This is a genomic window from Kribbella sp. NPDC055110, from assembly GCF_053607525.1.
Window position 1 is genome coordinate 49,469 of the sequence record NZ_JBSGTS010000028.1, and the last position, 25,214, is coordinate 74,682.

At 67.7% G+C, this 25,214-nt stretch carries 27 protein-coding genes; 13 read left to right on the forward strand and 14 right to left on the reverse strand.

Features of this window, described 5'->3' with window-relative positions; all coding sequences use genetic code 11:
* Positions 1-77: 77 nt before the first annotated feature.
* Positions 78-404 carry a hypothetical protein gene (locus tag ACWF0M_RS31865; RefSeq protein WP_452239439.1) on the forward strand — a complete coding sequence of 109 codons (327 nt, stop codon included), beginning with the start codon at positions 78-80 and terminating at the stop codon, positions 402-404.
* Positions 405-416: 12 nt separating this feature from the next.
* Positions 417-1,406 (forward strand): radical SAM protein, encoded by a 990-nt coding sequence (locus tag ACWF0M_RS31870; protein ID WP_452239440.1) that lies wholly within the window; start codon positions 417-419, stop codon positions 1,404-1,406.
* Between the two features lie 5 nt (positions 1,407-1,411).
* On the opposite strand, the gene ACWF0M_RS31875 is transcribed toward ACWF0M_RS31870, so the two are convergent.
* Positions 1,412-1,741, reverse strand: coding sequence for an STAS domain-containing protein (locus ACWF0M_RS31875; RefSeq protein WP_452239441.1), 330 nt, complete (start codon positions 1,739-1,741; stop codon positions 1,412-1,414).
* Positions 1,738-3,906 (reverse strand): ATP-binding SpoIIE family protein phosphatase, encoded by a 2,169-nt coding sequence (locus tag ACWF0M_RS31880; protein ID WP_452239442.1) that lies wholly within the window; start codon positions 3,904-3,906, stop codon positions 1,738-1,740. Before ACWF0M_RS31880 ends, ACWF0M_RS31875 begins: the two co-directional genes overlap by 4 nt.
* Before the next feature lie 117 nt (positions 3,907-4,023).
* Here ACWF0M_RS31880 and ACWF0M_RS31885 point away from each other — a divergent pair, with 117 nt between their 5' ends.
* Genes ACWF0M_RS31885 through ACWF0M_RS31895 form a run of 3 tightly spaced genes read left to right on the forward strand, consistent with a single transcriptional unit; the run spans position 4,024 to position 5,990 of the window.
* Positions 4,024-4,455, forward strand: coding sequence for a hypothetical protein (locus ACWF0M_RS31885; protein ID WP_452239443.1), 432 nt, complete (start codon positions 4,024-4,026; stop codon positions 4,453-4,455).
* Positions 4,347-5,336 carry an aldo/keto reductase gene (locus ACWF0M_RS31890; RefSeq protein WP_452239444.1) on the forward strand — a complete coding sequence of 330 codons (990 nt, stop codon included), beginning with the start codon at positions 4,347-4,349 and terminating at the stop codon, positions 5,334-5,336. Before ACWF0M_RS31885 ends, ACWF0M_RS31890 begins: the two co-directional genes overlap by 109 nt.
* Positions 5,337-5,363: 27 nt before the next feature.
* Positions 5,364-5,990, forward strand: coding sequence for a DUF2461 family protein (locus ACWF0M_RS31895; protein WP_452239445.1), 627 nt, complete (start codon positions 5,364-5,366; stop codon positions 5,988-5,990).
* 6 nt (positions 5,991-5,996) lie between these two features.
* Here ACWF0M_RS31895 and ACWF0M_RS31900 read toward each other — a convergent pair whose 3' ends face one another.
* The 3 genes from ACWF0M_RS31900 to ACWF0M_RS31910 form a co-directional block, all read right to left on the reverse strand.
* Positions 5,997-9,227 carry a hypothetical protein gene (locus tag ACWF0M_RS31900; protein ID WP_452239446.1) on the reverse strand — a complete coding sequence of 1,077 codons (3,231 nt, stop codon included), beginning with the start codon at positions 9,225-9,227 and terminating at the stop codon, positions 5,997-5,999.
* Between the two features lie 86 nt (positions 9,228-9,313).
* Complete coding sequence (locus ACWF0M_RS31905) at positions 9,314-9,727, reverse strand: ester cyclase (RefSeq protein WP_452239447.1); 414 nt, start codon at positions 9,725-9,727, stop codon at positions 9,314-9,316.
* Positions 9,728-9,987: 260 nt separating this feature from the next.
* A complete protein-coding gene (locus tag ACWF0M_RS31910; RefSeq protein ID WP_452239448.1) occupies positions 9,988-10,248 on the reverse strand; it encodes a hypothetical protein in 261 nt (86 codons plus the stop codon).
* Between the two features lie 105 nt (positions 10,249-10,353).
* On the opposite strand from ACWF0M_RS31910, the gene ACWF0M_RS31915 reads away from it, so the two are divergent.
* A complete protein-coding gene (locus tag ACWF0M_RS31915; protein ID WP_452239449.1) occupies positions 10,354-11,796 on the forward strand; it encodes an alpha-amylase in 1,443 nt (480 codons plus the stop codon).
* On the opposite strand, the gene ACWF0M_RS31920 is transcribed toward ACWF0M_RS31915, so the two are convergent.
* Genes ACWF0M_RS31920 through ACWF0M_RS31930 form a run of 3 tightly spaced genes read right to left on the reverse strand, consistent with a single transcriptional unit; the run spans position 11,770 to position 14,153 of the window.
* The gene (locus ACWF0M_RS31920; protein WP_452239450.1) at positions 11,770-12,573 is read right to left on the reverse strand and encodes a MerR family DNA-binding transcriptional regulator; all 804 of its coding nucleotides are present in this window, start codon (positions 12,571-12,573) and stop codon (positions 11,770-11,772) included. The two genes, ACWF0M_RS31915 and ACWF0M_RS31920, sit on opposite strands and share 27 nt — an antisense overlap.
* A 15-nt stretch (positions 12,574-12,588) precedes the next feature.
* Complete coding sequence (locus ACWF0M_RS31925; RefSeq protein WP_452239451.1) at positions 12,589-13,350, reverse strand: ABC transporter permease; 762 nt, start codon at positions 13,348-13,350, stop codon at positions 12,589-12,591.
* Positions 13,347-14,153: an ABC transporter ATP-binding protein gene (locus ACWF0M_RS31930; protein WP_452239452.1), complete on the reverse strand. Its 807-nt coding sequence runs from the start codon at positions 14,151-14,153 to the stop codon at positions 13,347-13,349. The genes ACWF0M_RS31925 and ACWF0M_RS31930 overlap by 4 nt, the downstream gene beginning before the upstream one ends.
* 1,145 nt (positions 14,154-15,298) lie before the next feature.
* Here ACWF0M_RS31930 and ACWF0M_RS31935 point away from each other — a divergent pair.
* Positions 15,299-15,712 (forward strand): RNHCP domain-containing protein, encoded by a 414-nt coding sequence (locus tag ACWF0M_RS31935; RefSeq protein ID WP_452239453.1) that lies wholly within the window; start codon positions 15,299-15,301, stop codon positions 15,710-15,712.
* Here the strand turns inward: ACWF0M_RS31935 and ACWF0M_RS31940 are convergent.
* Both ACWF0M_RS31940 and ACWF0M_RS31945 read right to left on the reverse strand, forming a co-directional pair.
* The gene (locus tag ACWF0M_RS31940) at positions 15,690-16,925 is read right to left on the reverse strand and encodes an MFS transporter (RefSeq protein WP_452239454.1); all 1,236 of its coding nucleotides are present in this window, start codon (positions 16,923-16,925) and stop codon (positions 15,690-15,692) included. The two genes, ACWF0M_RS31935 and ACWF0M_RS31940, sit on opposite strands and share 23 nt — an antisense overlap.
* A complete protein-coding gene (locus ACWF0M_RS31945) occupies positions 16,925-18,322 on the reverse strand; it encodes an FAD-dependent oxidoreductase (protein ID WP_452239455.1) in 1,398 nt (465 codons plus the stop codon). The genes ACWF0M_RS31940 and ACWF0M_RS31945 overlap by 1 nt, the downstream gene beginning before the upstream one ends.
* An 87-nt stretch (positions 18,323-18,409) precedes the next feature.
* Between ACWF0M_RS31945 and ACWF0M_RS31950 the strand changes: the two genes are divergently transcribed.
* From ACWF0M_RS31950 to ACWF0M_RS31965, 4 genes are read left to right on the forward strand one after another with little or no spacing between them, the layout of a single operon-like run.
* The gene (locus ACWF0M_RS31950; RefSeq protein ID WP_452239456.1) at positions 18,410-18,760 is read left to right on the forward strand and encodes an ArsR/SmtB family transcription factor; all 351 of its coding nucleotides are present in this window, start codon (positions 18,410-18,412) and stop codon (positions 18,758-18,760) included.
* Positions 18,761-18,806: 46 nt separating this feature from the next.
* Positions 18,807-19,478: an arsenate reductase/protein-tyrosine-phosphatase family protein gene (locus ACWF0M_RS31955; RefSeq protein ID WP_452239457.1), complete on the forward strand. Its 672-nt coding sequence runs from the start codon at positions 18,807-18,809 to the stop codon at positions 19,476-19,478.
* The gene (locus ACWF0M_RS31960) at positions 19,475-20,206 is read left to right on the forward strand and encodes an aquaporin (RefSeq protein WP_452239458.1); all 732 of its coding nucleotides are present in this window, start codon (positions 19,475-19,477) and stop codon (positions 20,204-20,206) included. Before ACWF0M_RS31955 ends, ACWF0M_RS31960 begins: the two co-directional genes overlap by 4 nt.
* Positions 20,199-20,597, forward strand: a complete 399-nt coding sequence (locus tag ACWF0M_RS31965) for an arsenate reductase ArsC (RefSeq protein WP_452239459.1) — start codon at positions 20,199-20,201, stop codon at positions 20,595-20,597. Before ACWF0M_RS31960 ends, ACWF0M_RS31965 begins: the two co-directional genes overlap by 8 nt.
* 6 nt (positions 20,598-20,603) lie before the next feature.
* Here ACWF0M_RS31965 and ACWF0M_RS31970 read toward each other — a convergent pair whose 3' ends face one another.
* From ACWF0M_RS31970 to ACWF0M_RS31985, 4 genes are all read right to left on the reverse strand, one after another.
* Positions 20,604-21,203 (reverse strand): MBL fold metallo-hydrolase, encoded by a 600-nt coding sequence (locus ACWF0M_RS31970; protein WP_452239460.1) that lies wholly within the window; start codon positions 21,201-21,203, stop codon positions 20,604-20,606.
* Positions 21,200-21,937: a VOC family protein gene (locus ACWF0M_RS31975; protein WP_452239461.1), complete on the reverse strand. Its 738-nt coding sequence runs from the start codon at positions 21,935-21,937 to the stop codon at positions 21,200-21,202. Before ACWF0M_RS31975 ends, ACWF0M_RS31970 begins: the two co-directional genes overlap by 4 nt.
* A 59-nt stretch (positions 21,938-21,996) precedes the next feature.
* Entirely contained in the window at positions 21,997-22,542 is a 546-nt protein-coding gene (locus ACWF0M_RS31980; protein ID WP_452239462.1) for a sigma-70 family RNA polymerase sigma factor, read from the reverse strand.
* 116 nt (positions 22,543-22,658) lie between these two features.
* Positions 22,659-23,222, reverse strand: a complete 564-nt coding sequence (locus ACWF0M_RS31985) for a hypothetical protein (RefSeq protein ID WP_452239463.1) — start codon at positions 23,220-23,222, stop codon at positions 22,659-22,661.
* Positions 23,223-23,357: 135 nt separating this feature from the next.
* Between ACWF0M_RS31985 and ACWF0M_RS31990 the strand changes: the two genes are divergently transcribed.
* Together ACWF0M_RS31990 and ACWF0M_RS31995 are read left to right on the forward strand one after the other, a co-directional pair.
* Positions 23,358-24,761, forward strand: a complete 1,404-nt coding sequence (locus tag ACWF0M_RS31990) for a PepSY-associated TM helix domain-containing protein (protein WP_452239464.1) — start codon at positions 23,358-23,360, stop codon at positions 24,759-24,761.
* A 97-nt stretch (positions 24,762-24,858) separates the two neighbouring features.
* Complete coding sequence (locus tag ACWF0M_RS31995; protein WP_452239465.1) at positions 24,859-25,134, forward strand: hypothetical protein; 276 nt, start codon at positions 24,859-24,861, stop codon at positions 25,132-25,134.
* Positions 25,135-25,214: the final 80 nt, after the last annotated feature.

Sequence of the window (25,214 nt, forward strand, 5' to 3'; positions counted from 1 at the left end):
ACATCTTCCCAGGAAATGTGAGCTGGGTCATACTCGACTAGACCTGATATTCAGGCTCACTCGGGAGGGAGAGTGTCATGGGGCGGCGTGGATCTGAGGTTCTGAAAGAGCAGTACGCGGCCGGGGGCTTCACGCTCGATGACGGCATGATCGAGGAACTGGCCGCCGTCCTCGACGAGTTCGAACTCCATCACGTGTTCATCAAGGGCCTTCCCAAGCCGGACTATTTGTACCTCACCGTCGATGTCGACGACATCGACCGCTGCGGGACCGTCGTCAGAGGGATCGCCGGGATCCTCGGCAAACGCGGGGCCACAGGTATTCCGGGCGTGGTGAAGGTCTTCCCGAAGGGGATCCCGTGGCCGGAGGCCTTCACTGTGCAGCTGGATCTCGGCAAGCGCTGACATCGGCCCGTCATGGGTCTCACTGGTGCGAGTGCGATCCTCCAGGTGCACCCGTCACGGCGGTGCAACCTGCGGTGCCGGCACTGTTACTCGTCGTCCGGTCCCTGGGTAGCGGACACGACCGGCCTCGAGGTTCTCCGACGTACCGTGGCTGACGCTCGCGGCCTCGGGTACGACGTACTGGCGGTGTCCGGCGGCGAACCGCTTCTCTTCCGGGAGCTGTTGCCACTGCTGAGATACGCGCACGAGCTGGGCATGCGCACCGCCGTGACGACCAACGGACTGCTGCTCACCGAGCGGCGGCTCGCCGAACTCGTCGGCCTAGTGGACGTCCTTGCCATCTCCCTCGACGGCCGCCCCGAGACGCACAACTGGATACGGGGTGATCGACGGGCGTTCAGCCACATGTCTTCACGCCTGCCTGCGGTGCGTGATTCGGGGATTACGTTCGCCTTCATCACGACGCTCACCATGCACAACGCCCACGAGCTCGAGTTCGTGTTCGAGCAGGCAGCCGAGTACGACGCTGCCCTCGTGCAGGTCCACCCGCTCGAGCCCGACGGCGCCGGGGCCGACCTCCAGGCCTCCGTGCCGGACTCGACCGAGCTCGGCTTCGCGTTCTTCGAAGCAACACGGCTGAGCGTTGTTCACGACATCCCGGTCCAGATCGACCTCGTCACCCAGAAGGACCTGCGGTCAGCCCCCGAGCGTTTCCTGATCGCCCCGCGAGATCCGCGAGCCTTGTTGGGGAGCTGGCTGACTCCGTTGGTCCTCGAGACCGATGGGACCGTGGTCCCGCTGTCCTACGGTTTCGGTCGCGACTACGCGCTCGGGAGTGTGCGGGAGGCCCCGCTGGCGGCCCTCGCCGAGCGGTGGGACTTCGAACCGTTGCGGCGCCAGGCGCTCGCCCTGTACGAGGAGCTCATCCGCGACAACGTCAAGTTCACCAACTGGTACGAGCGGATGATGCGCCGCTCAACAGCTACCGCGGCTCTGTGGTGATGGCGTCATTCGAGGGTGGGTTGGATCGGGATGGTTTGAGGGAGGTTGGTCAGGTTGAGGGCGGCTTGGAGGGGGGAGTTCGGCGGGACGACGAGGCGGAGTTGCTGGCGGCGGTCGTTGAGGCGTTCGGCCAGGCGGAACAGCATGGCGATGCCGGAGCTGTCGAGGTAGGCGGTCTCGGTCAGGTCCACGACGATGGCGGGCGCGTCGGGAGACGCGATGCGGCTGATGGCTTCCCGTACGTCGATGGCGTTGGTGAGGTCGACCTCGCCGCAGATCCGCACAGCATGGACGCCGTTGCTTGTTCGAGCATCCACCACCGTGTACTCGGTCACGGCTCGTCTCCAACCACCACGTTGCGTCGCATGCGGATCGTCGTACCGTCTGGGCCGCTGTCGACATCCACCGAGTGCGTCAGCCCGCGGATCAGCGTCAGGCCCAAACCGCCGCCTCGGTCTCCAGGGCTCCGCCACTGGCCGTGATCGCGCACAGTCAGCTCGACCACGCCGTCCACAAGGCGCGCCTCGACCTGCATGTCGCCGGGCGAGGCGCCGTACGCATGTCGTACGACGTTGCTGCAGGCCTCCCCGCATGCGATTGCGAGTTCGCCGGCGTCCCGCCCGTCGACACCTGACTCGCGCAGCCAGCGACCTAACGCGTGCCGAACTTGAAAGAGCACGCCCGCCTCGGCCGGTACGTCGAGGGACAGCGGCGAACCGGCCAGCACCAAAGGCTGCAGCGCGACCAGTGCGATGTCGTCGGCAACCTCGCCGTTCACCCGCAGGGATGACAGGACGTGGTCACAGAGTGCTTCGAGGTCGCCGTGCCACCCGCCAGACGCTTCGGCGAGCAGCCGATCCAGACCGTCCTGAATCGACAGCGTGCGCTCCTCGACCAGCCCGTCGGTGTAGAGCAGCAGGGTGGTTCCGGGCCGCAGCTGATGTGTTACCTCGGCATAGTCCCGTTGCGGGAGTACGCCGAGCGGCGGGGCGAGCCCACCCTCCAGGTACCGCGTGTCAGCGTCGTCGATCAGGAGGACAGGCGGATGTCCGGCGTTCGTGAACCGGATCGTGCCGGAGTCCTGGTCATACAAAACGTAGAGCAAGGTCACCATCTCGGCCATCGGCAGCTCGCGGACCAGTTCGTGCAGGCCGTCCATCACCGCGACCGGTGAAGGATCGCGTACGGCGTAGGCGCGGACCGCCATCCTCAGCTGTGCCATGGCCGCCGCCGCCTGGAGGCCGTGTCCGGCAACGTCACCGATGACGAGACCGATCAGGCCGCCGCGGAGCTGGATGATGTCGTACCAGTCGCCGCCGACGTGCAGGTCCGCGGTCGCTGGGACGTAACGGGCGGCCACGGCCACGCCAGGGATGGCGGGCATCCGGTCCGGGAGCAGGTTGCGCTGCAGCGTTTCCGCGATCTGGTGCTCGCGCCGGGTGCGCGCCTCCTCGAGGGTCAGTTGCTGCTCGGTCTTGTACCGCTGGCGGATCTCGCGGCGCAGGCGGTCGTTGGTGGCGGTGAGCTGCGCTGTGCGACTGTTGACGCGCTCCTCCAAGTCGGCAGCTGCGGACATCAGCGCCCGAGCAAACCGCATCCGCTCGGTCACGAGCGCGGCGAGGAAGAACGACGTGAGCGCGACCGTGGCGTTGAACGCCTGAAGGGTCAGCATCTGCTCGAGCAGCGGCCCGCCCGCGAAGGGGCCGAGCTCGTGTGTTGCCGACCAGGTTGCGATCAGCGACGCCATCAACGCGGCAGGTGCGGCGCCGCGCAACTGCAGACGCCACGAGGCCCAGCCCAGGCACGGGAGAACCAGGAACAACAGAGCCAGACCGGAGGACGTAGTCCACACCGCAAGCACCGTTGTCAGCACGAGGATCACGGCGGCCTCGAGCCAGCGGGCGACCGGCCATCGCTCGAGCTCCCAGAACAGAGGGATGCACAAGAGGAACGGCGCGACGGCGAGAACCCCCATCGCGTCGCCGGTCCACCAGACCGCCCACGCACCGGCCAGGTCGGCGATGCCGATCGCCTTCGACCATACGAGCGTGGTGGCGCCGATGGTCGCGCTGATCGTCATGCTCGCGAGCGCACCCAGGAAAACGATCGCCAGCGCATCACGCCGGCTGTCCAGTTGACGCCGGAAGCCGACGCGTTCAAGAATGATCGCCGCGACCAGTGGCGCGAGGGTGTTGCCCACGGCGGTGACCAGCGCGGGCACCGGACCGGCACTGATCGGCAGATTGACGGCCAGCGCAGCGAGCGCGACAGCGGGCCACATCGACCTCCCCAGAACGAGGAACGCCGCCAGCGCGATGCCGCTGGGCGGCCACAGCGGCGTCACGTTTCGTTCGACCAGCGACAGGCTCAGACCCAGACGCGCGCCGAGATAATAGGCGGCGCCGACCAGGACAATGGCCGCGACAGTGCGGCCTGGATCCCCCGGTAGGCGCCGTCTGAGGGATCTCGAGGTCCAAGGAGCTCCCGTGCGCCCAGCCATGGCTCATGGGACGCTCGAAAGTCGGGCTACGTCAAGGCACTGTGCGGAGGGAGGCCCTGGCGTTACCTGGAACGGCAGTCACTCCCTGCTCGCGGCGGGCGGGCCTACGGTAGCGGCATGGGTGTTCCGACGATCAAATTGAACAACGGCGTGCAGATGCCGGCCATCGGGTTCGGTGTGTTCCAGACGCCCGAGGAGACGATCGCGGCCGTCGAGACCGCGCTGGAGGTCGGCTACCGGCACGTGGACACGGCGGCGGCGTACGGGAACGAGATCCACCCGTACTTCCGGCAGTCCGAACTGCTTGCCTACGACAACGAGCGGGGCATCCTCAACCAGGCGTGGTCGCGCTCGACACCGGGATCCGCGGCGGCCCGGCGCCGGAGACCATCACGCCGGCGTACGGCGGCATCGAAATCCCCGAGGCCTGAGGAGGCATCATGCACACACGAACGCTCGGTCAAGGTCTGGAGGTCTCCGCGGTCGGTCTCGGCTGCATGGGGATGTCGCAGAGTTACGGACCGAACCCTGGTGACCGCGACGACATGATCGGCGTGATCCGGTACGCCGTGGAGTCCGCCGGGGTCACGTTCTTCGACACGGCCGAGGTGTACGGGCCGTACGTCAACGAGGAACTGGTCGGCGAGGCGCTGGCGCCGCTGCGCGACCAGGTCGTGATCGCGACCAAGTTCGGGTGGAACATCCAGGACGGCCGGATGGCCGGGACGAACTCGCGTCCCGAGCAGATCCGGCGCGTCGCGGACGAGTCGTTGCGGCGGCTCGGGATCGACGTGATCGACCTGTTCTACCAGCATCGGGTGGACCCCGGCGTACCGATCGAAGACGTCGCCGGAGCGGTGGCCGAACTCGTACAGGCCGGCAAGGTTCGGCACTTCGGCCTGTCCGAGGCCGGTGCGAAGACGATCCGCCGGGCGCACGCCGTACACCCGGTGACGGCTGTACAGAGTGAGTACTCGCTGTGGACGCGGGATCCGGAGCCGGAGGTGCTGCCGGCGTGCGCCGAGCTCGGGATCGGGTTCGTGCCGTTCAGCCCGCTGGGCAAGGGCTTCCTGACCGGCACCGTGAGTACGTCGACGGAGTTCACCGCCGGCGACATCCGCTCGCGGGTCCCGCGCTTCGAGGCCGGCAACCTCACGGCCAACGAGGCCCTGGTCGCCTACGTCCGCGCCCTCGCCGAGCCGAAGGGCTGCACGCCGGGGCAGATCGCACTGGCCTGGTTGCTGGCGCAGCACCCGTGGATCGTGCCCATCCCCGGCACCCGTCGCCGCCCGCGGATCGACGAGAACACCGGTGCGACGCAGGTCGCGCTGTCGGCGGACGAGATCGCCGATCTCGACACGCTCGCCGCGCGGATCGGCGTCCAGGGGGAGCGCTACAACCCGGCCGGGATGGCGATGGTCGGCCTCTGAGTCCTTCGCCTCGCTAGGCTGCTCGACGTGACGTTCGAGGGGTGGCCGCAGGGCGCTTTCGATGTGTTGTTGCGGCTCGAGGGGGAGCCTTCGGCTGATGTACGGCGGGAGTGCCGGCGGGATCGGGAGGAGCTGGTACGGCGTCCGATGATCGAGCTGCTGAACGCGGTGGCTGACGCGGATTCGGCGTACGAGGACTTCTCGGTCTGGGGGTACGGCGAGGTGTTGTTGCGGGCGTGGCAGCGGCAGAGTGCGATTGTCCGGTTGGCTCGGAACGTCGAGCTCGGCGTCCGGTTCGATCTGGACGGGCTAGAGGTCAGCTTGGCGTGGTGGTACGCGCCGTCGGTGCAGATCGAGCGCTATCGGGTCGCGGTGGCAGACGATCGTTCTGGGCCGCAGTTGGTCGCCATCTTGCGAAAGCTGGAGGGATTCGTGATCTCGGGCGACCTGCTGAAGCGGCCGCTGCGCGGTTATCCCGTCGACCATCCACGGGCGGAGCTGTTGCGGCATAAGTCGCTTATCGCGACTCGGGCGCTTGGTTGCGAGGAATGGATTCACACCTCCGCCGCAGCGGACCAGGTGCTCGCTGCGTTCACCCGATTGCGCCCGCTCTCGCGTTGGCTGGTCCAGAACGTGGCGCAGTCGAGACCGTGACGTGGGTTATACGAGAGAGCTCCTTACCGCGGTGCAGTAGGACTTGATCAGAGATGGCGTGGAGACTGCGCTGTGGGCGGCGCGGGAGAGTTCGGCGATGGCCCAGTGGCGTTGTGGATCACAGGCCATCGTTTTCAGCCGCTCGTCGAGATCCGCGTCGTTGGCGAGGGCAAGGAGTTCGTCCAGGGCTTCCCGGAGTTTCCGGCGTGCCAGGAGGATCTGGCGGGCGTTGTAGCGACCGAAGTTGCGGTAGGCAACGAAACTTGCCGTGTCGAAGAACTGGTTCAAGGTCGACTCGCGCGGATAGGTCGGGTACCGCTCGTGGAAGGCGAGCAGCGCCGCCGGCATCTCCTTGGCCAGGCCGGGCTTGGCGTACCAGAGCACACCGACCGGGGTATCGGCGGTGAAGGATCCCGCGCCCTTGGTGAAGAACCCGATGTTGACGGTTCGCGGCGAGTACGCCGGGACGCGCGAGCTGCTCGGCGTCGCCCGGAGGGGGTCGAGGCTGATGTCGATCCGGATGTCGCACTCACTGGGGGCGATCGCGATCGCCTTGCCGAGTGAGCTCGTCGCGTCACCCGGGCCGGAGTCGGCGTCGACGCAGACGATCTCGGTGATCTCGCGGATGCGGAGCAGTTCGACGAGTCCGGTGTTCTCCCAGTGCCCGCCGTCGGTCAGGTAGAGGTACGGGTCGTCGAGGTCGTGGATCCCGAAGAACTCCTTGAACAGATACCCGAGCCCTGTATGCGCGTACGCCAGGTCGGGCTTGTTCGCCAGGCCGGCGGCTTCGAGTTGGGTGATGAAGCGCGGGTTGGCGATCCACACGCCGAGCCGGATGTTGAAGAAGGCCAGCAGCATGCTGGTCGGGCCGATCTGGTACCGCCCCATCGCTGGCGAGACCGCCGCGCTGGAGATCGCGACCGCCATCATCGTGGTGATCCGTTTGTGCAACGTCTGGCCGAGCCGGTCGAGCACCCGCGTGGATGCCGCGAACTGCAGCGTGTTGCCGCGCCCGTCCTGGGGCAGATGCAGAATGGTCCGATCAGGATCGAACGTCACGCTCAGCGCCGGAGTGCCGTAGCGGCTACGGACCGCACGCGAGGTCACGGTGCTGGTCGTGCACACCACGAGCGGCGTACGCACGGCCTTGTTGTCGTAGTTGAAGGCGAACAGGCCGGGTTCACGCTTGGACTTGTCTGTACCGGGGGAGTCGTTCTCGTACGGCCGTACTCGGAGCCCCTCTTCCGCGCTCGCGGTCCGGTACGTCGCGTACGCCAGACGCAGCTTGCCTCGATAGAAGGGCGCCAGCGACCAGCTTTCCGAGCTGGGGCCGAGGAGCACGATCGTCAGAAGCGCCAGTGCGAGAACCCAGTTCCAGCCGGATTGCCAGCTGACCAGATCGTGCCCGGACCAGCTGACCTCGTGCTCGGCCGCGTTCCACGTCGCCAGCGCCGTCACCCCGAGCGCGACGACAACGAAGGCAAGGCCCCCGAGCATCGGCGCAAAGCGCGCTGCCGGCTTCCTGAGAATGCGGACGACCGAGCCGACGACCCCGGCGCTCGCACCGGCCGTAGCGACCAGCGTGGGCAACGACAGATGGGCGACCGCGCCGACAAGTTCGACGAAGCCCCACAGCGCAAGAGCGAGCAACGCCCCGAGGGTGAGCGCGCTGTACGACGCGCGCTTCAGCGTCTGCAGCGTGACGCGCGCCCCCGCCTTGTTCTGGGCGTACCCGACGAGAAACTGACCGGCGAGGACCCAGAGCATCAGGACGATGAATCCGGCGACGAGGAAGATGAGCCCGGGCAGCGCGAGCGCATGGTGCTTGACGAGTTGATGCATCGCGTTCTTCGGCAGGTCGCCACCTTGGCCGGTGAGGTTGCGCAAGGCCCAGCCCACAGGCCGTGTGATCGCCCAGAGCATGCTCAGCAGCACCACCACATTGACGGTGAGCCCGGCGATCACCGTCGCGAACACAGCTGGCCGGTACGACGCTTTGGTGGAAGTCTGACTGCCCTCGGGCCCGGACTGCCTGGTCGTCTTCGCAGCGGCCGGATCGGTGTCGGATCCTCGAGGTTGGTTCGACCCCAGGTACCCGAGGTTGTCGACCAGATGACGCTCCTCGACGGTGAGCCACCCGTTGTCCTGCTGCTGCCACGGAAGCGGCGCCAGCTCTTGGAGGCGCGCTCGCTCGAGCGCCTCCTCGGCCGTCGACTGGTAGCTGGATCGAGAGATGCTCCAGCCGGCCGCCATGTTCGATCCACCCGACACAGCGGTGACCGCGCGTGCCCCGGACCAGCTGAGGACCTCACCGTCGAGCTCCTGGAGTGCGCCGAGGCTGATCGACGACGCCCGGATGCCACCGCCGGAAAGGGCAATGCCATACCTGGCCTTCCCGGGTGGAGGTTCGGAGCGATGCGTCTGAGTGCCCTCTGGGGCTTGGATGACCTCTTCCGAAGGGTTCACCTTCGGCTCCATGCCGGCCACGGCCCGGGCATACTTCGGTAGTGCCCAAGAGGCGAGCCTGATCCAGCGTGGCGTCGACCACCAGGCGAAGGCGCCTCCCGCGGTGTAGACGATGGCGACGAGGAGCAACGTGAACTTGGCCCAGGCGCAGACCGCGGCGAACTGCCAGGGCCCGTTCGACGATCCCGCGGTGAGCATGAAGATGTTCTCGCCGATGTCGAAGACGCCCGCGACGACGACTGCGATGACGACGGTGGTGCGCGCCCGCCGTAGTGCCGGCAGGCGGAAGTACTTGCCGGCCCATGACGTCAGTAGGACGAGCAGGAAAACGTAGGAGACGATGAACCAGAAGTCCTGTTGAAGAGCCCTGGTGAGGTCGGCGTCGCAGTTGCAGGCCGTCCAGGCGTCACTGCTGCCGGCGAGCTCGATGTCGACGATCGACTGCGCATGACCCTTGAGACTCGCCGCGTCGCCGAAGTGCGCGGCGGCCAGAGCGCTCAGGATCAGCGCGAGCCAACGAAGTACGGCACTCACGCGGCGCGGCAGCTCAGGGGCCGCGAACAGAACGATCATGAGTTGTACGGCGATCGCGAGGATCGCGACCCACGCTGCCTGCGGCAAGAAATCGCTTCCGACACGGCGACCGAGAATCATTGCGCCAAGCACGACGCCGGCACCCACGATCAGCCCAACCACCCGCCACCAGTACCGAAAGGAGACGCCCGTGTCCGATGTCAGCCCGCCGGTCGGCGTATCCAGAAAAACCGCCATTTCCTCACCCCCGGTTCATCAGCACTAACTGCGTGCACCTATAAGAGGCCCGAGAACGGCAATTGATACGCCTGCGTCTTGTGGGGTTAGCGGCCGCGGAGTTGGAGGATCATTGTCAGGTCGTCCCGGATTGCCCAGCGTTCGGCGATGCGGCCTTCGCGGAGGCGGTAGGCGAAGGCGGCGTCCCGGGTGCAGACGCCCTCGGGCAGGTCGAATCCGCGGAAGTTCCCGCCGGGCCAGTGCAGTTCACGCGAGCCGAACTGCACGACCAGATCGTTCTCGGCGACCACGAACGACTCGACCCAGCGGCCGGGCTGCCGGTCGCGGGCTGCCGCGGTCAGGAACTGCCTGGTGCCCTCGATCCCGGGCGGCATGTGCGGGGCGAGCGCGTGGTTGACGAGGTCCGGGGTACAGAGCGCGTCGAGGCGGGACAGATCGCCTGTGCCGTTGCCGAGCTCATCCAGCTCCTGCACGACAGCCTTGTTCTCCGAGAGATCCATACCCACTCGATACCACTCCGTGGGCACCACCGAGAAGCGCAAGGCGGCCGGAGCCGAATCCGCGTACGGCGGGGCGTGGCGATGGCCGCGAGTCTGGGCACGCGGAGTGACTGACCTGGGAGGGGTACAGCGCGGGCGGGTGTAACACCTGCATCAGCAGTCACGTCGCCGACTACATGGCGTCGCTGAACGTGCCGCCGTACGAGACCTGTTGTCTCGCCTGAGGCGCCGCTGACCAACGTTCAGCGGCGCCGCGTCGGTCAGACGTCGGCGTCGGCTTCGGCGTCGGCCTGGCCGAGGGAGTGGAGTTTGGCGAAGGGGGCGACGACCCGCAGGAGTCGTCCGGCTCCGAAGTCGATGATGACCGTGCCATCAGCCTCAACTGAATGGACGCGGCCGAGTCCCTCCCTGTCGTGAGAGACCCGCTCACCGACCTCGTAACTCTTGAGCGAGTCGGAAACCTTGGCCTTGAAAGGACTGGTGGACAGGTGACGACGCGTCGTCGCGCGATAGGGCAGCATCAGGTCTCAAGTATGCGCCGTTTTCGCCGACTCTGCGACACGGGACCCCTTCGGACCACCGGCCTGCGTGGTTTGATGAGGTACCCGCCGCCCCGAGGGAGTCCGATGATGCGTCGATTGCCGGTCCGGTTACTCGTCCTGTTACTGGGTCTGTCGATGGCCGGGCTGAGCGGGGCGAGTGCGCAGGCGACGCCGGTGGGGGACCGCGACGTCATCGTCCAGCTGTTCGAGTGGAACTGGACGTCGGTCGGTCGGGAGTGCGGCCAGGTGCTCGGGCCGAAGGGGTACGGCGCGGTGCAGGTCTCGCCTCCGCAGGAGCATGTCGTGCTGCCGGGGTCCGGGTACCCGTGGTGGCAGGACTACCAGCCGGTGAGCTACAAACTGGACAACACCCGCCGCGGTACGCGCAGCCAATTCGTTGCCATGGTCAACAGTTGCCACGCGGCCGGTGTCAAGGTGTACGTCGATTCCGTCATCAACCACATGACCGGTGGCTCGTCGGGCGGTGTCGGCAGCGCAGGCTCGTCGTACACGCACTACGACTACCCCGGGACGTACCAGACGCAGGACTTCCATCACTGCGGGCGCAACGGGAACGACGACATCGTCAACTACGGCGACCGGTACGAGGTGCAGAACTGTGAGCTCGTCGACCTGGCCGACCTCGCGACCGGCACCGACTACGTGCGCGGCCGAATCGCGGCGTACCTGAACGATCTGCTGTCGATCGGCGTCGACGGGTTCCGGCTGGATGCGTCGAAGCACATGCCGGCCGAGGACATCGCCGCGATCAAGTCCCGGTTGTCGCGTCCGGCGTACCTGTATCAAGAGGTCATCTACGGCGCCGGCGAGCCGATCACCCCGGACGAGTACGTCGGGAACGGTGACGTGCTCGAGTTCCGGTACGGGAAGGATCTCGCCAAGATCTTCAACAACGAGCGGCTCGCCTACCTGAAGACGTTCGCGGAGCCGCTCGCGTCGGATCGTGCCGTGGTGTTCACCGACAACCACGACACGCAGCGCGGGAGCGGCGTACTCACGTTCCGCGACAACGGCCGCTACGCGATGGCGAACGCGTTCATGCTGGCCTGGACGTACGGGACGCCGAAGGTGATGTCGAGCTACGAGTACACGTCGAACGACGAGGGGCCGCCGTCGACCGGTACCGGGCAGACGGTCGACACGACCTGCTTCAGCAACCGCTGGCGGTGCGAGCACGAGTGGCGGGTGATCGCCAACATGGTCGCCTTCCACAACGTCGTACGGGGGACCGCCGTGACCGAGTGGTGGGACAACGGGAACGACGCGATCGCGTTCGGCCGTGGTGACAAGGGCTACCTCGTGCTCAACGACGAGAGCTCAGCCTTGACCGGGCGGAGCTTCCACACCGACCTTCCGGCCGGCGTGTACTGCGACGTTTTCCACGGCGACTACTCCGCCGGCAGTTGCAGCGGTCCGACGTACACCGTCGACTCATCAGGCTGGTTCCGCGCCGACATCGCGGCGACCGACGGTCTCGCGCTACACGCTGCCGCCAGGTTGTCCTAGGGCGTTGAGCCTCTCGATCGGCACGCGCTCGATGCGGGTCCAGCCCTTCCAGCCGCGTTCCTCCAGGAGCGCCAGGACCCGCTCGGCGCCGGGGGAGGCTTCGAGCACGGCCGAGTCCATCAGGTGGACCAGGTCGTCGTCGAGGTCGTAGCTGCCGGCCGCGCCGGCTTGCACCGCGGCGATCATGATCCGCTCCAGGAGGTCGACGAGCTCGACCATCCGTGGGCTGTCGTCCTCGGACCAGTCGAGCGCCTCGTTCACGATCCGGTAGAGCTTGATCATGTCGGGGTGCTGCAATGATTGGTGTTTCTGGGCGACGACGTCGTCGATGAGGTGCGGGACCTTGGCGGCGAGCATGATCCAGGCGTCGCGCTCGAGTTCGATGTACCGCTCTTGCATGCCGAGCTCGCGGAGCCGGTCGAGGTAGCCCACGACGCTCGGCGGAAGCGCCAGGTGCTCACCGGCGGCGAGTTTGGCGAGGCGTTTGCGGGTGTCCTGCAGCCGTCGGATCTCGGTGCGCAGTTTCCCGTCGATCTTCTCGACGCCGTCGGTGAAGTCGTCCGGGTCGGCGTCGAGGAGTTCCTGCACGCGGGCGAGCGGTACGCCGGCATCCGCCAGCGTGTGGATCCGGATCAGTCGCACGACCGCGCCGGCGTCGTACGCCCGGTACCCGGAGTGGTCGCGTCCGGGCTCCGGCAGCAGGCCGATCTTGTGATAGTGCCGCACTGCGCGCACCGTCACCCCGGCATGCGCCGCCAGCTGGCTGATCGTGAGCATAGGTCCCAGCCTGCCTCAGGCGACTTTCCGGCGATAGGCAGCCACCGCGAACGCGTACGCGACGACGAGGATCCCGACGCACCACGCCATCGCGGTCCAGATGTCGTCGCCGACCGGTTGCTGCGCGAACAGGTTGCGGATCGTGTCGACGATCGAGGTCACCGGCTGGTTCTCGGCGAACCAGCGCACCGGGCCGGGCATCGTCTGCGTGGGTACGAACGCCGAGCTGACGAACGGCAGGAAGATGAGCGGGTACGCGAACGCGCCGGCTCCCTCGACCGTCGACGCCGAGAGCCCCGGAATCACGGCGATCCAGGTCAGCGCGAGCGTGAAAAGGAACAGGATGCCGACGACGGCGAGCCAGTCCAGGATGCTCGCGCTCGACCGGAAACCCATGATCAGGGCGACACCCGACACGATCACCAGCGAGATCAGGTTCGCGACCAGCGAGGTGACGACGTGCGCCCAGAGCACGCCGGATCGCGCGATCGGCATCGACTGGAATCGCTCGAAGATCCCGCTCTTCAGGTCCATGAAGATCCGAAACGCCGTGTACGCCACGCCTGACGCGACCGTGATCAGCAGGATCCCGGGCAGCATGTAGTTCACATACGCGTCCGTCCCGGTGTCGATCGCGCCGCCGAACACGTACACGAACATCACCATCAGCGCGATCGGCGTCAGGACCGTCGTGATGATCGTGTCCATGCTGCGGGTCACATGGCGCAGGCTGCGTCCGGTGAGGGCGCCGGTGTCGCTGAGGAAATGATTCGTCATGCGCGGTCCTTGGTGATGGCTGGGTCCTTGGTGATGGCTCGGTCCTTGGTGATGGCGAGGAACACGTCCTCGAGGGTCGGCTGCTTCTCGACGTACTCCACCTCGGCGGGCGGAAGGAGCTGCTTCAGCTCGGTGAGCGTGCCGTTCACGACGATCCGGCCCTGGTGCAGGATCGCGATCCGGTCGGCCAGCTGTTCGGCCTCTTCCAGGTACTGCGTGGTCAGCAGCACCGTCGTACCGTGGCCGGCGAGTTCCTTCACCGTCTGCCACACCTCGATCCGCGCCTCGGGATCCAGCCCCGCGGTCGGCTCGTCCAGGAAGATCACCGGCGAGTCCCCGATCAGACTCATCGCGATGTCCAGGCGGCGGCGCATCCCGCCCGAGTACGTCGCCGTTCGCTGGGCGGCCGCTTCCGTCAGCGAGAACCGGGCGAGCAGGTCGTCGGCGATCGCGCCCGGGTTCTGGATGTGCCGCAGCTTGGCGACCAGTACGAGGTTCTCCCGGCCGCTCAGGATCTCGTCGACCGCGGCGAACTGGCCGGTGAGGCTGATGGACTCCCGTACGTCGGCCGGCTGCGTGGCGACATCGAACCCGTTGACGGCGGCGGTGCCCGCATCCGCCTTGAGAAGCGTGGAAAGGATCCTGATCGTCGTCGTCTTACCCGCCCCGTTAGACCCGAGCAGAGCGAAGATGCTGCCCCGCGCAACATCGAACTCCACACCGCGCAGCACCACCTTCTCCCCGTACGCCTTCTCCAACCCCTGCACCCGAATCGCCGGACCAGCGCCCACTCGAACTGTCATACCACTCACCCTGCAGGCTTGACCCAACGTCAAGGTCAACCCCCCAAACCAACCACGCCCGCCCACCGCCACCCGCCACCGAACCAGCCTCCCCGACCGAACCTGCCTCGACTGCCGTGCCTGCGCTGCACTGGGACGGATATCCCTTCGTCTTGGGGGTTCTCCCCTCGCATACCAACGGAGACCCCACAACACCAGGGGATATCCGGGTCTTCTGTCCGATGTGTGGGTGGTCGTCGCCCCATCAGGGGCCCGGGACAGGTTGTGCGGGGCCGCTGCCCACCACGGCGGCTCATCCGTGGATGACGGAGGTCGGTGGGGGGAGAACTCTTGCTCGATCCGCGCCAGTCCTCGAGAGCGGGGAAACAAAGTTGCACGGATCGACGATTTCTTTCCCCGCCGCGCCGGCTCACGCGGGCCGCCCGTGCGGCCTGACGTCGAGTCGTGGCGTTTGGTTGCCCCTCGACACCGCGAGTCGTGAATCGAGGCTGCAGGTGACCGCCAAAGCCCACGACTCGACGCGGCAGGGGAGAACCCCGAACACGAGGGGTTATCCGGGCCCCGTGCCCGGCTGCCGGGTCACCTGGCGCCGCCCAACTCAGCCCAGCCGACCCACACCTGCGTCACAAGACCGGATATCCCCTCGCGTTGGGGGTTCTCCCCTGGTGTACGAGCAGAGAACCCACCATTCGAGGGGATATCCGTTCTTCTGCCCGAGGTGTGGGTGTGGTGGTGCCGGCTGGGGTGATCGGGTTGGTGGCGGCGTGGCGGCTTGCGGCGGGGGTGATGTGCACACTCGACAGGTAGTGCACCGGTGAGACGGTGTACGCACGGGCGTGTTCACGCTCAGGTGCACTACCCGGCCACTCGACATGTCCTGTCGAGTGTGTACATCACATCAAGCCCGGCACCGCCATTGAACCCGTCGACCACCCACGCATCAGTCACAAGAGCCGGATAACCCCTCGTCTGCTTGGTGCGGTTGGTCGGCGGCCCGGGCGGCGGGAAAATGGTTAATTGTTTGACGGTGCTGGAGGTGGGCTGGTCTGCTGGGGGGACGTGCGCCGGAACAACCGGTGCGAACCGGGAGGAGGTGAAGCGATGACTGTTCTGTCCTGCAGTTTCGCTTTGAAAGGTTCTTCGGTTTGGCATTCGCACGTTCGTTCAGCTGTGAACATTGCGGCGTAGAGGTCTCCCTCGACGCCCCTGGAACTACCCATCGCAACCATTGCCCGGGTTGTTTGTGGTCGCGTCATCTCGACCGCAACGTGCCGGGTGATCGCAAGGCCGACTGTGCCGGCGGTATGGAGCCGATCGCGGTCACGGTCCGCGGCGAGGGCCGCTGGGTCCTCATCCACCGGTGCACCAACTGTGGGCGTCTCCGCCTCAACAAGACCGCCGGCGACGACAACGTCCTGCTGCTGATGCGGCTGGCCGCCCTTCCACTGACCATGCCGTTCATCCCGTTCGCGGCCGAGCCGGAAACCAACGGCAACGGTTCCAAGCCTCGTAAGCCGAGGGCCCGCAAGAACGCGACTAGCGACGCGGCGCCGGCGTGATGCGCGCCGGCAGTAAGTGGGTGGCGGCGAGGGTGAGGCCTGCGAGCGCGCAGGCGGCGGCCGCGCTGAGGATGAGAGGCGTGTAGCCGACGGCGGTGGCCAGGGCTGCGGCGGCCAGGGGAGCTGTCGCGGACGCGAGTGTCGTCGGCGTGTTGAGGAGGCCGGCGATGGTCGCGTAGCCCTGGTCGCCGTACCGGTCGAGAATGATCGCGGGTTTGGCGATGGACGCGACACCGAAGCCGAGGCCGAACGCGATCAGGCAGCCGGCCGCGCCCGCAGTGCTGCGGCCTGCGGCGGGCAGGACGGCCAGGGCGATGCCTTGGAGGGTGATGACCGCGGCGCTGATCGATGTCATTGGCAACCATCGGCGGAGGACGGAGACGGTGATCCGGCCGGTGACGGACAGCAGACCGAGCAGGCCTGCCAGGGTGGCGGCCGCGGTGGGGGAGTGCCCTAGCTTCGTGAGGTAGGTGACGAGGTGTACGCCGATGATCGCGAGGGCGGCGCTGTGGAGGACGAACACGACGGCGAGCAGCCAGAAGCCGACCTCGCGAAGCACGCGGGTCGGTGACGTCCGAGGAGCGTCGCGGCGCGGCGTGCTTGGTCGGGTTCGGCGCAGGGCGAGGATGTGCAGAGGGATGGTGGCGAGCGCGAGCACGGCGGCCAGGACGAGGAGGGCGCGCCGCCAGCCGAGGGCGTGGACGAGTTGGCCGGTCAGGGGGATGAAGATCGAGCTGGCGAATCCGGCCACGAGGGTGATGGCGAGGAGTGCGGCGGTACGGCGTTGTGGTGCGGTGACTGCGACGACGACGGCGAACGCGGGTGGGTAGAGCACCATCGCCGAGGCGATGCCGATGGCAACAAAAGCGGCGTACAGCTCGATCGTGTTCTGGACTTGGGACCAGGCGAGGACTGCGACGCTTGCGATCACCGAGCCGAGGCTCATGACTCCGTGGCCGCCGCGGTTGTCGAGTTGGCGGCCGATAGGTACGGCCAGGACGGCGCTGATGAGTGAGGCGAGGGTGAGGGCGCCGGTCGCGGTGGTGGGGGAGATGCGCAGGTCGTGGCGCATCGGTTCGAGTAGGGCGCTGAAGGCGTAGTACAGGACGCCGTAGCTGACGGTGGTGGTGATCGCGAGTGCGGCGATGACTTCACGTCGCACGCCACCACGACCGGAGCCGGTGCGGCCGGTCGTGGTGGCGGGTGCGGACATCAGTTGCAGCAGCCGGATTGCTTGTCCTCGATCACTGTCAGCAGCCCGCCGCTGATACCGGTGGCCAGGCCGCGGGCGGTCGGTGTGGGGCCGCAGCAGCTGCCGGCTGCTTCGGCGGAGTCGCCGTAGGCGAGGTTGGAGGAGCAGACGCCGGTTTCGGGGAGGTCGAGCTGGACGTCGCGGGCGGCTTCCCAGTCACCGGCGAGTGCGGCGACGACGGAGCGGGCCTGCTCGTAGCCGGTGGCGAGCAGGAACGTCGGTGCGCGGCCGTACGACTTCGCGCCGATCGCGTAGTAGCCCGGCTCCGGATGGGCCAGCTCGTCGACGCCGTGGGGTGGCACCGTGCCACAGGAGTGGTGGTTCGGGTCGATCAGCGGCGCAAGCGCACGAGTCGAGCCGAGGACGGGGTCGAGGTCGAGCCGCAGCTCCGCGACGACGTCGTGGTCCGGGCGGAACCCGGTGGAGTTCACGACTGTGTCGGCGACGACGGTTCGCTCCCCGGAGCGCAGCTCGATCCGCCCGCTCGGGGCGCCGTCCGTCGTGTCGTGCGTTGTGCTGACGGACTCGATGCGGAAGGAGCTGACCAGTTCGACCTGGCCGGACTGGACGAGCTTCTTGAGGCGGGAGCCGAGTGCGCCGCGGGCGGGCAGCTCGTCGGCGTCCCCACCGCCGTACGTGCGCGCCTGGTCAGTCCCGCGGACCACCCACACGATTTCGGTCCCGGGCACCTCCTCCGCGAGCCGACCGAGGTCCAGCAAGGTGGTCGCCGCGGAATGCCCGGCGCCGACGACAGCCGTCCGACGTCCGGCATACCGGTCCCGATCAGCGCCGAGTACGGCGGGCAGCGCCCGAGCGACACCACCCGAAGCCTGGCCGGCGCCGTTCGACGCGGCGATCTCGCCACGGGCGGGGATGCCTGAGCCGCCGAGGACGTTGGGTTTGCGCCAAGTGCCGGAGGCGTCGATCACGGAGGACGCGAGTAGTTCGGTGCCGTCGGCGAGGCGGATGAGGAACGGTGCGTTCTCACGGCCGGCGGTGCGGATCCGGTCGAATCCGACGCGGGTGATCGCGACGACCTCAGCGCCGTACCGGATCTTGTCGTTCAGTTGCGGCAGCTTCGTCAGCGGTTCGAGGTACGCGTCGATGAGCTCCCCGCCGGTCGGCAGCGTGCCGAGATCCGGTGCGCTCCAGCCGTTAGCCTCGAGCAGCCGCTGTGCCGCGCTGTCGAGGTCGTACCGCCACGGGCTGAACAGCTTCACATGCCGCCATTCACCGATCGCCGCCGCAACACCCGGACCGGATTCCAGTACGACGAAGTCCAGTCCACGCTCGGCCAGATGCGCCGCCGCAGCCAGCCCGACCGGACCGGCCCCGATGATCACCACGGGTTCCGCCACGCCCACGATCCACTTCCTTATCTCGAAGTTCATCTAATCAGCGAGTCCCACCTTGCCTCCTGATTCGACAAGAGTCAAGATAGACACATGTCGAAACAGGAGATCACCCTGACGCCGATCTCGGGCGGCGCCTGCTGTACGCCGATCTCCGACGCGACGCTCGATCCGGCCGCGGCCGCTGAAGGGGCCGCGGTGTTCAAGGCGCTCGCCGACCCGATCCGCCTGCGGCTCTTGTCGATGATCACCTCGGCCGCCGGTGAGATCTGCGTGTGCGACCTGACGCCGCAGTTCGAGGTCAGCGGTCCGACGATCTCGCATCACCTGAAGGTCCTCCGCGAGGCCGGCCTGGTCGACTGCGAACGCCGCGGGACCTGGGTCTACTACTGGTCCGTCCCGCAACGCCTGGAGTGGATCGGCGCTCTGCTCGAAACGCGCTGACGGGTCCTGCTTGACGAGGTGAAGTAGCTCAGTAATCATTGAGTCAATGAACAGTGAGCGATTCACCGTGCCGGACCGAGCCCGGATTCATGCGGCGCTCGGTGATCCGGCGCGGCTCGCGATCGTGGACACTTTGGTCGCCGGAGATGCGGCCCCAGGCGAGCTCGCCACCGCGCTGGAGTTGCCGACGAACCTGGTGGCTCATCACCTGAAGGTCCTCGAAGCGGCCGGCGTCGTCGCGCGGACGCGGTCCGAGGGGGACAGGCGGCGTACCTATGTGCGTCTTCGGCCCGACGCGTTGGTGGCGATCACGACGCCCGCGCCGGCCGGTGCGGAGCGAGTGGTGTTCGTGTGCACGCAGAACTCGGCCCGTTCCCAGTTGGCCGCGGCGATCTGGTCGCGGCGCAGTCGAGTCCCGGCGTTGTCTGCGGGCACGCAGCCGGCGGAGCGTGTGCATCCGCGAGCGGTGAAGGTCGCTCGGCGTCACGGCCTGGATCCGGCCGGGTGGCGCACCACGCGGCTGCGGGACGTCGTACGGCGCGACGATCTGCTGATTGCCGTGTGCGACAACGCGTACGAACATCTCGAGCACCAAACCCGCCTGCACTGGTCGATCCCCGACCCGGCACCGGCCGACACCGACGCCGCGTTCGAGGCCGCGTACGTCGAACTCGCCGGCCGGATCGACCGGCTGGCGGTCGCGGTGGGCAACGGATGAGCTTGGTGCTGTGGCGGCGGGTGGTTGCGGAAGGGCTCGGGACCGGGTTGCTGGTGACTGTTGTCGTCGGATCGGGGATCGCGGCGGCCAAGCTCTCACCCGGCGATACCGGACTGCAGTTGCTGGAGAACTCCTTCGCGACCGCGCTTGGGCTGGCTGTCCTGATCCTGATGCTCGGGCCGGTGTCGGGGGCGCATTTCAACCCGGTTGTGTCGGTCGCCGATTGGTGGCTCGGCCGCCGAGGCGGTGGCGGCCTGAGTCTGCGGGACATGTCGGCGTACGTCGCTGCGCAAGTCGTCGGCGCGATTGCCGGCGCGGTGCTGGCCAACGTGATGTTCGGTGCGGCGGCCGTTTCGTGGTCGACGACGCACCGGTCCGCAGGTCATTTGTGGATCGGAGAGACGGTCGCCACCGCGGGGCTGATCCTGCTGATCTTCGCGCTCGTCCGGTCCGGCCGAGCCGCCGTCGTACCTGCTGCTGTCGGCGCGTATATCGGTGCGGCGTACTGGTTCACGTCGTCGACGTCGTTCGCGAACCCGGCCGTGACCATCGGCCGGGCGTTCAGCGACACGTTCGCCGGGATCGCACCTGGTTCCGTTCCTGGTTTCGTGGTGTTCCAGGTGATCGGCGCGGTCGTCGGCGTCGGCCTGGTCGTCGTGCTGTATCCCGATCTGAGCGGCTCCGTCGAGGAGTCCGCCGTACCGACTCTGGAGTTGCGTCGTGAGTAGACCTGTCGTGTTGTTCGTTTGCGTTCACAATGCCGGGCGCTCGCAGATGGCTGCGGGGTGGTTGCGGGAGTTGGCGGGTGCTGCGGTGGAGGTTCGTTCGGCCGGATCCGAGCCGCGCGACCAGATCAACCCGACCGCGATCGAGGCGATGCGGGAGGTCGGTATCGACATCGCTGGGAACGTCCCTCAGGTGCTGCGGACCGAGGACGTGCGCGCCAGCGATGTGGTGATCACGATGGGTTGCGGGGATGCGTGCCCGATCTTCCCCGGCAAGCGTTACGAGGACTGGGAACTCACCGACCCCGCCGGACAACCGATCGAGGTCGTCCGCGAGGTCCGCGACGAGATCCGCACTCGCGTCGAGAAACTCGTCGCGGAACTCAAAGCCTAGGGCCGGTCAGACCGAGTCGCCGGGAGCCAGGTACCGGTAGCCGCTGCCGGTCTCCTCAGCGAGCCAGCCGTTGACGCTGCTGAGGCCGCGGTCGTTGAGCTGGGCGTCGTGAATCGCGAACGCCCGCTGCGGTGCGATGGCCTTGACGAAGTCGATTGCCTCCACCATCTTCATCCACGATCCTTGCGCGGGCACCAGGAGCGTCTCGATCGGCTGCTCGGGAACGTGCAGGGAGTCACCGGGGTGGTAGACCGCCTCGTCGATGATGTAGCCGAGGTTCGCACAGTCCGGCTGCCCGCCGTAGATGAACGCGTGCCGACCGCCGACCGCCCGTACCCGGAACCCGGCGGCCGTGAACTCCTCGCCGGAGGCCACACCGGTGACCTCCAGTTGTGGAATGTGCGCGTCGACGGGGGCGTAGACCGGCACGCCGAGCCCGATCAGCCGGAGTACGTCGACGTGGTCGGCATGCTCGTGAGTCACCAGCACCGCGTCCGCGCCGGCCAAGGCTGCCGGCTCGCTCCAGGTCCCGGGGTCGATGACGAGCACCCGGCCGTCGTGTTCCAGCCGCACGCAGGCGTGGGTGTACTTGGTGATCCGCATCATCTGGGTGTGAGGAGGCAGAACTCGTTGTTCTCGGGGTCTGCCAGGACAGTCCAGGGGACGTCGCCTTGGCCGATGTCGAGGTCGGTGGCGCCGAGCGACCGCAGCCGGTCCGCCTCCGCAGCGTGGTCGTCGGTGAGGTACGGGCGCAGGTCGAGATGGATGCGGTCCAAACCAAGTTTCGGGTCGGGACTGCGGATGAACTCGAGGTACGGACCCACACCCTTCGAAGAGCGCAGTACGGCGAAGTCGTCGGTGACCTCGTGCAGAGTCCAGTCCATGGCCCCGGACCAGAACCGGGCCATGGCCCGCGGGTCCGCGCAGTCCACGACCACAGCGGCGATCGGGCCTGTGTCGCTGTAGATCGGCCGCGGCTCCAGGACGCAGAACTCGTTGCCCTCCGGGTCGGCGAGGACCGTCCACGGGACGTTGCCCTGGCCGATGTCGGCGGGCGTCGCGCCGACGCTCTGGAGGCGCTCGATCAGCTCCGCCTGGTGCGCCGCGGAGGTGGTGGCGAGATCGAGGTGGATGCGGTTCTTCACCGACTTGGGCAAAGGGGTGGGAATGAGGTCGATGCAGACGGCGCTCGGGTCCGGATAGCTGAAGCCCTCCGGTTCGAGGTTGGTCTCCTCGGCGTTGTCGGCGGTCACCTCCCAGCCGAGCGCCTCCGCCCAGAACCTGCCCAGCGCGGAGCTGTCGTTCGCCTTGATCGAGATCTGCACCAGCCGCGTCGCCATACCGCAGATCCTAGGCCCGGCCGCCTCCCAGACCAGGGTCGGGAGGCGGCCGGGGTCGGTCAGGCGGTGAGTAGGTCGGCGAGGGTCGTCCGGGCTCGCGATACCCGGGAGCGGACGGTGCCGATCGGGCAGCCGAGGCGGGCGGCGGTCTGCGCGTACGGGACACCGGCGAGCTGTGTCAGGACGAAGACCTCCCGCCGGTCGCCGGGGATCTCGTTGAGCAGTTCGGTCAGCGCGATGCCGTCCTCGAACCCGGGGAGGTCCCGCGGCTGGGTCTGTTCGGCCGCCCGCTGCCAGTCGTGCCGCGAGATTCGCGGGCGTGCTGCCTTGCGGCGCAGGTCGTCGGCGACGGTACGCCGGGCAATGGACAGCAGCCACGTCCGCGCCGACGAGCGGCCCTCGAACCGGTGCAGGCTTTGCAACGCCCGCAGGAACGTTTCCTGGGTGAGGTCGTCGGCTGAGTGCGGATCGGCGCTCAGGTGGGCGACGTACCGCCGTACGTCGTGGTGCAGCGCGCGGATGAAGTTGTCGAGGGCAACGAGATCGCCGTCACGGGCGGCGATCGCCAATTGTGTCGATCGGTCGTCGATCAAGGCAGGAGTCATGGATTGAGTCCTTCTGAAGATCCGGCGGCGCGCGGGAACGCGACGCCGGTGAGCGGAGGCCTGCCGGATGGCATGGCACATCCCCGGACGGCGAACGCCCGGGGCGGATCGTGCTGTCAGAAAGCAGCGATTCCGCTCGGTGGACCCCTGGAGGTGATGGCATGAACCAGCAGCAGGTCGTCGTACGGCATGGGGGAGTGAGCGGGCCGGATCCGTGGCTGGTGCGCGGTGACCTGTGGACGCGCGAACGGGCGCAACGGCACCAGGATCAGGCGGGCGACGGATCGCAGTACGGCGAACGCGGCCCGCTCCCCGTACGCGAGCCACAGACCGCACAGGAGCGCCGCGAGCAGGTGGGCGCCGAGCATGCCGAATGACGACGTACCGGTCATCTGGTGCCCGGTGTGCATCGCGTGCGGTACCGCCATCGACTGTGCGAGCGAGAACACCAGGTGCAGTGCGCCCTGCGCCACCAGCGTGCTGAGGACGACGAACGGTACGCCGCGTTCGCGGTCGGCGACGATCCACGCGGTGATCCCGATCCAGCCGAAGCCCATCGGTACCGCCCACCACGGGAGGCCCGCGCCGGACATCATGACGTGGCCGAGGGCGGCGAGCAGCACGCAGGTGGCCGCGAACATCGCGGCCCGCGTACCTCGGAACCCCCAGGTCTGCTGCATGGCCGAACCATCGTCGCATCCCCCTCCGACAGAACCTGAGGGCGCATCTGTGTCCCACGCCACATCGGCCGGCTGGAACTGATCGCTCCGGCGAACCGACTCCTCTCATGGACCGTTGCGGAGAAGGAGTGGACGTTGAGCGCAGTTCTGGAGACCCCTGCGAAGCTGGACAGCAGTGCGCGTGGCCGCGGCGCCGGGCTGTTCCGTGCGTTCTGGCGATGGCATTTCTACGCCAGCTTCCTGGTGATCCCGGTCCTGCTGATCCTCGCCGCGACGGGTCTGATCTACCTGTTCCGCTTCCAGCTCGAGCCGGTCCTGCACGCCGACCTGATGAAGGTCGCCCAGCCCGCCGGCCTGGTCGCGCAGCCGTACGAGACCCAGCTCGACGAGGTACGTCGGGCCTTCCCGGACGCGACCGTGGTGTCGATGACCGAGCCCTCCGCGCCGAACCGCTCGACGGTGTTCTCCGTCGACACCGCGGCCGGGCCCCGTGACGTGTTCGTCGATCCGTACGAAGGCAAGGTGCTGGGTTCGCTCAACCCGGACACGACGCTGTCCGGCGCCGCGATCCTGCTGCACGGCGAGCTGATGGCGGGCAGCTGGGGCGACTACGTGATCGAGATCGCCGCCTGCTGGGCGATCGTGATGGCGCTGACCGGCTACTACCTGTTCATCCGGGGACGGGTCGCGCGAGGGCGCCGACGGGCTACTGGTGCGGCAGGCGCCGTACTGCGCTCACGCCACGGCCGCACCGGCGCGGTTCTCGGTCTCGGGCTGCTCTTCCTGATCGTGTCGGGTCTGCCGTGGACCGGGTTCTGGGGCGCGAAGACCCAGGAGCTCGCGACCCATCAAGGTACGTCGTTCTGGGGCGAGGATCCCGGTGCGCTGTCGAACCCGACCTCGACCTTGGACGAATCGCTCCCGCACAGCCACTCGGTGCCGTGGGGTCTGGGCAAATCCGAAGTACCGCGCTCGAATCCGGCCGACGGTCAACGGTCGGTGGCCACCGTCGACACCGCGATCGAGGTCGGCCAGCGCAACGGGCTGCGCCGACCGATGACGATCGCCCTACCCGCCGACGACGAGGGCGTCTTCTCGGCGATCGGGTACGCGTTCAACGACCCCGGCAAGGAGCGCACGCTGCATGTCGACCGGTACGGCGGCCGCGTGGTGTCGACGTACGGGTACAGCGACTACCCGGCCCTGGCGAAGGTCGTTGCCCAGGGCATCGCGCTGCACGAGGGCCGGCGCCTGGGCACGTTCAACTTCTGGCTGACCACGGTCTTCTGTCTCGGCGTGATCTTCATGTGCGTCAGCGGACCGCTGATGTGGTGGCGCCGCCGCCCGAAGGGCAAGTCCCTCGGCGCACCCCGCGGCAGGCTCCCACTCCGCGCAACCCCAGCCCTGGCCGTCCTCGTCACCGCCCTCGCCATCTTCCTGCCCCTGTTCGGCCTCACCCTGGCCGCCGTCCTCCTCCTCGACCAACTCGTCCTCCGCCGACTCCCACGACTAGGAACCTGGTTCAACACCGCCCCGTAAGACGTCCGCGGCGAGGAACGGTTCCGTGGGTCCACGTCGGTTGACCCTCGAGTACGACGCGTTGCCCTCCTTGGGGGCAAGGGCGCACGATCGGAGTATGACGATTTCCGAGAACGATCGGGAAACCCTGAGAGCGCTCGCTGACGACGGCAACGAGCGGGCCCTGGACCGGCTCGCGGACCTGGCCGAGGCGCGCGGCGACGTACAGGAGCTGAGCGATCTGCTGGACGAGGGCTGCCTGCACGCGGGTGAGCTGCTGACGCGGCGCGCGGCGGCCGCCCATGATCTCCGCGAACTGCAACGCATCGCAGACGCCGGCTACGACGAGGCCGCAGAGGTACTCGACCAGCTCCTGACCGTCACTCCCGACTGACCGTAACCAGAATCGGCTCGTCGCGTCGGGCGTCGGATTCCGTTGCGCGGTGGGAGACTGCGAAAAGAGGGCGTCTGCGG